The organism is Mesorhizobium sp. M2A.F.Ca.ET.037.01.1.1 (genome assembly GCF_003998075.1).
In the GTDB taxonomy this organism is placed as follows: Bacteria; Pseudomonadota; Alphaproteobacteria; order Rhizobiales; family Rhizobiaceae; genus Mesorhizobium.
The window spans coordinates 1-740 of the sequence record NZ_RZSA01001621.1 but is presented as its reverse complement, the minus strand read 5'-3'; the positions used below and the strand labels follow the sequence as shown (position 1 = coordinate 740).

At 65.1% G+C, this 740-nt stretch carries 1 pseudogene; it reads right to left on the bottom strand.

Annotation, left to right across the window (positions count from 1 at the left end):
• Nucleotides 1–584 (bottom strand): annotated as a pseudogene (locus tag EOA27_RS38795) (ABC transporter permease); the annotation flags it as partial.
• Nucleotides 585–740 lie beyond the last annotated feature (156 nt).

The following is a 740-nucleotide window of genomic DNA, read 5'->3' as shown; positions in this document are numbered from 1 at the left end:
GCGTAGAGGCGGCGCCCATAGGGCGTGCGGGCGAGCACCAGCACGATCAGCGCCGTCAGCATGACGAGGCTGGGCACCAGCAAGGGCACAGGCAAGGGGCCGACCGAGCCGCCGATCGAGACGAAGCTGGACACGGCTTGCGGCGCCGAGCCGGAGGGAAAGCCGCCGGTCCACAACAGCACGGCGCCCTGGACAACCATGCCGATGCCTAGCGTGACGATGAGCGGATGAATGTTGAGCCCGCGCGAGATCAGCCCGTTGAGCGCGCCGATCGCTATCGCAAGAACACCGACGAGACCACAGACCAGGGCGAAGTTCCAGCCCTGGCCGTAAAGCTGCGCCGCGACGACATTGGCAAAGCCGATGACGAAGGGAATCGACAGATCGATGCCGCCGAGGATGACGACCAGCGTCTGGCCGATGGAAGCGACCGCCAGCAGCGAGGCGATGACCAGCAGCGCGCGGATGGCGAAGGGCGCCGAATAGCCGGGAATGAGCAGCGTGCCGACGACCTGCAGCAGCAGCGCCATCGCGAAGGCGCCGGCGATGCGGGCGTTGGTGGACTGGAACCAGTTGCTTGTCATCCCGGTCAGCCTTTCCGCCTCGACAGCCGTTCCTGCACCGCTGTCAGCACCACGGCGATAACGAGGATCAGGCCATAGGCGATCTGCAGCACATAGGTTGAAACGTTGAAGGTGGTGAGCAGGCTCTGCAGCAGGAAAATGTCGATGGCGCCGATC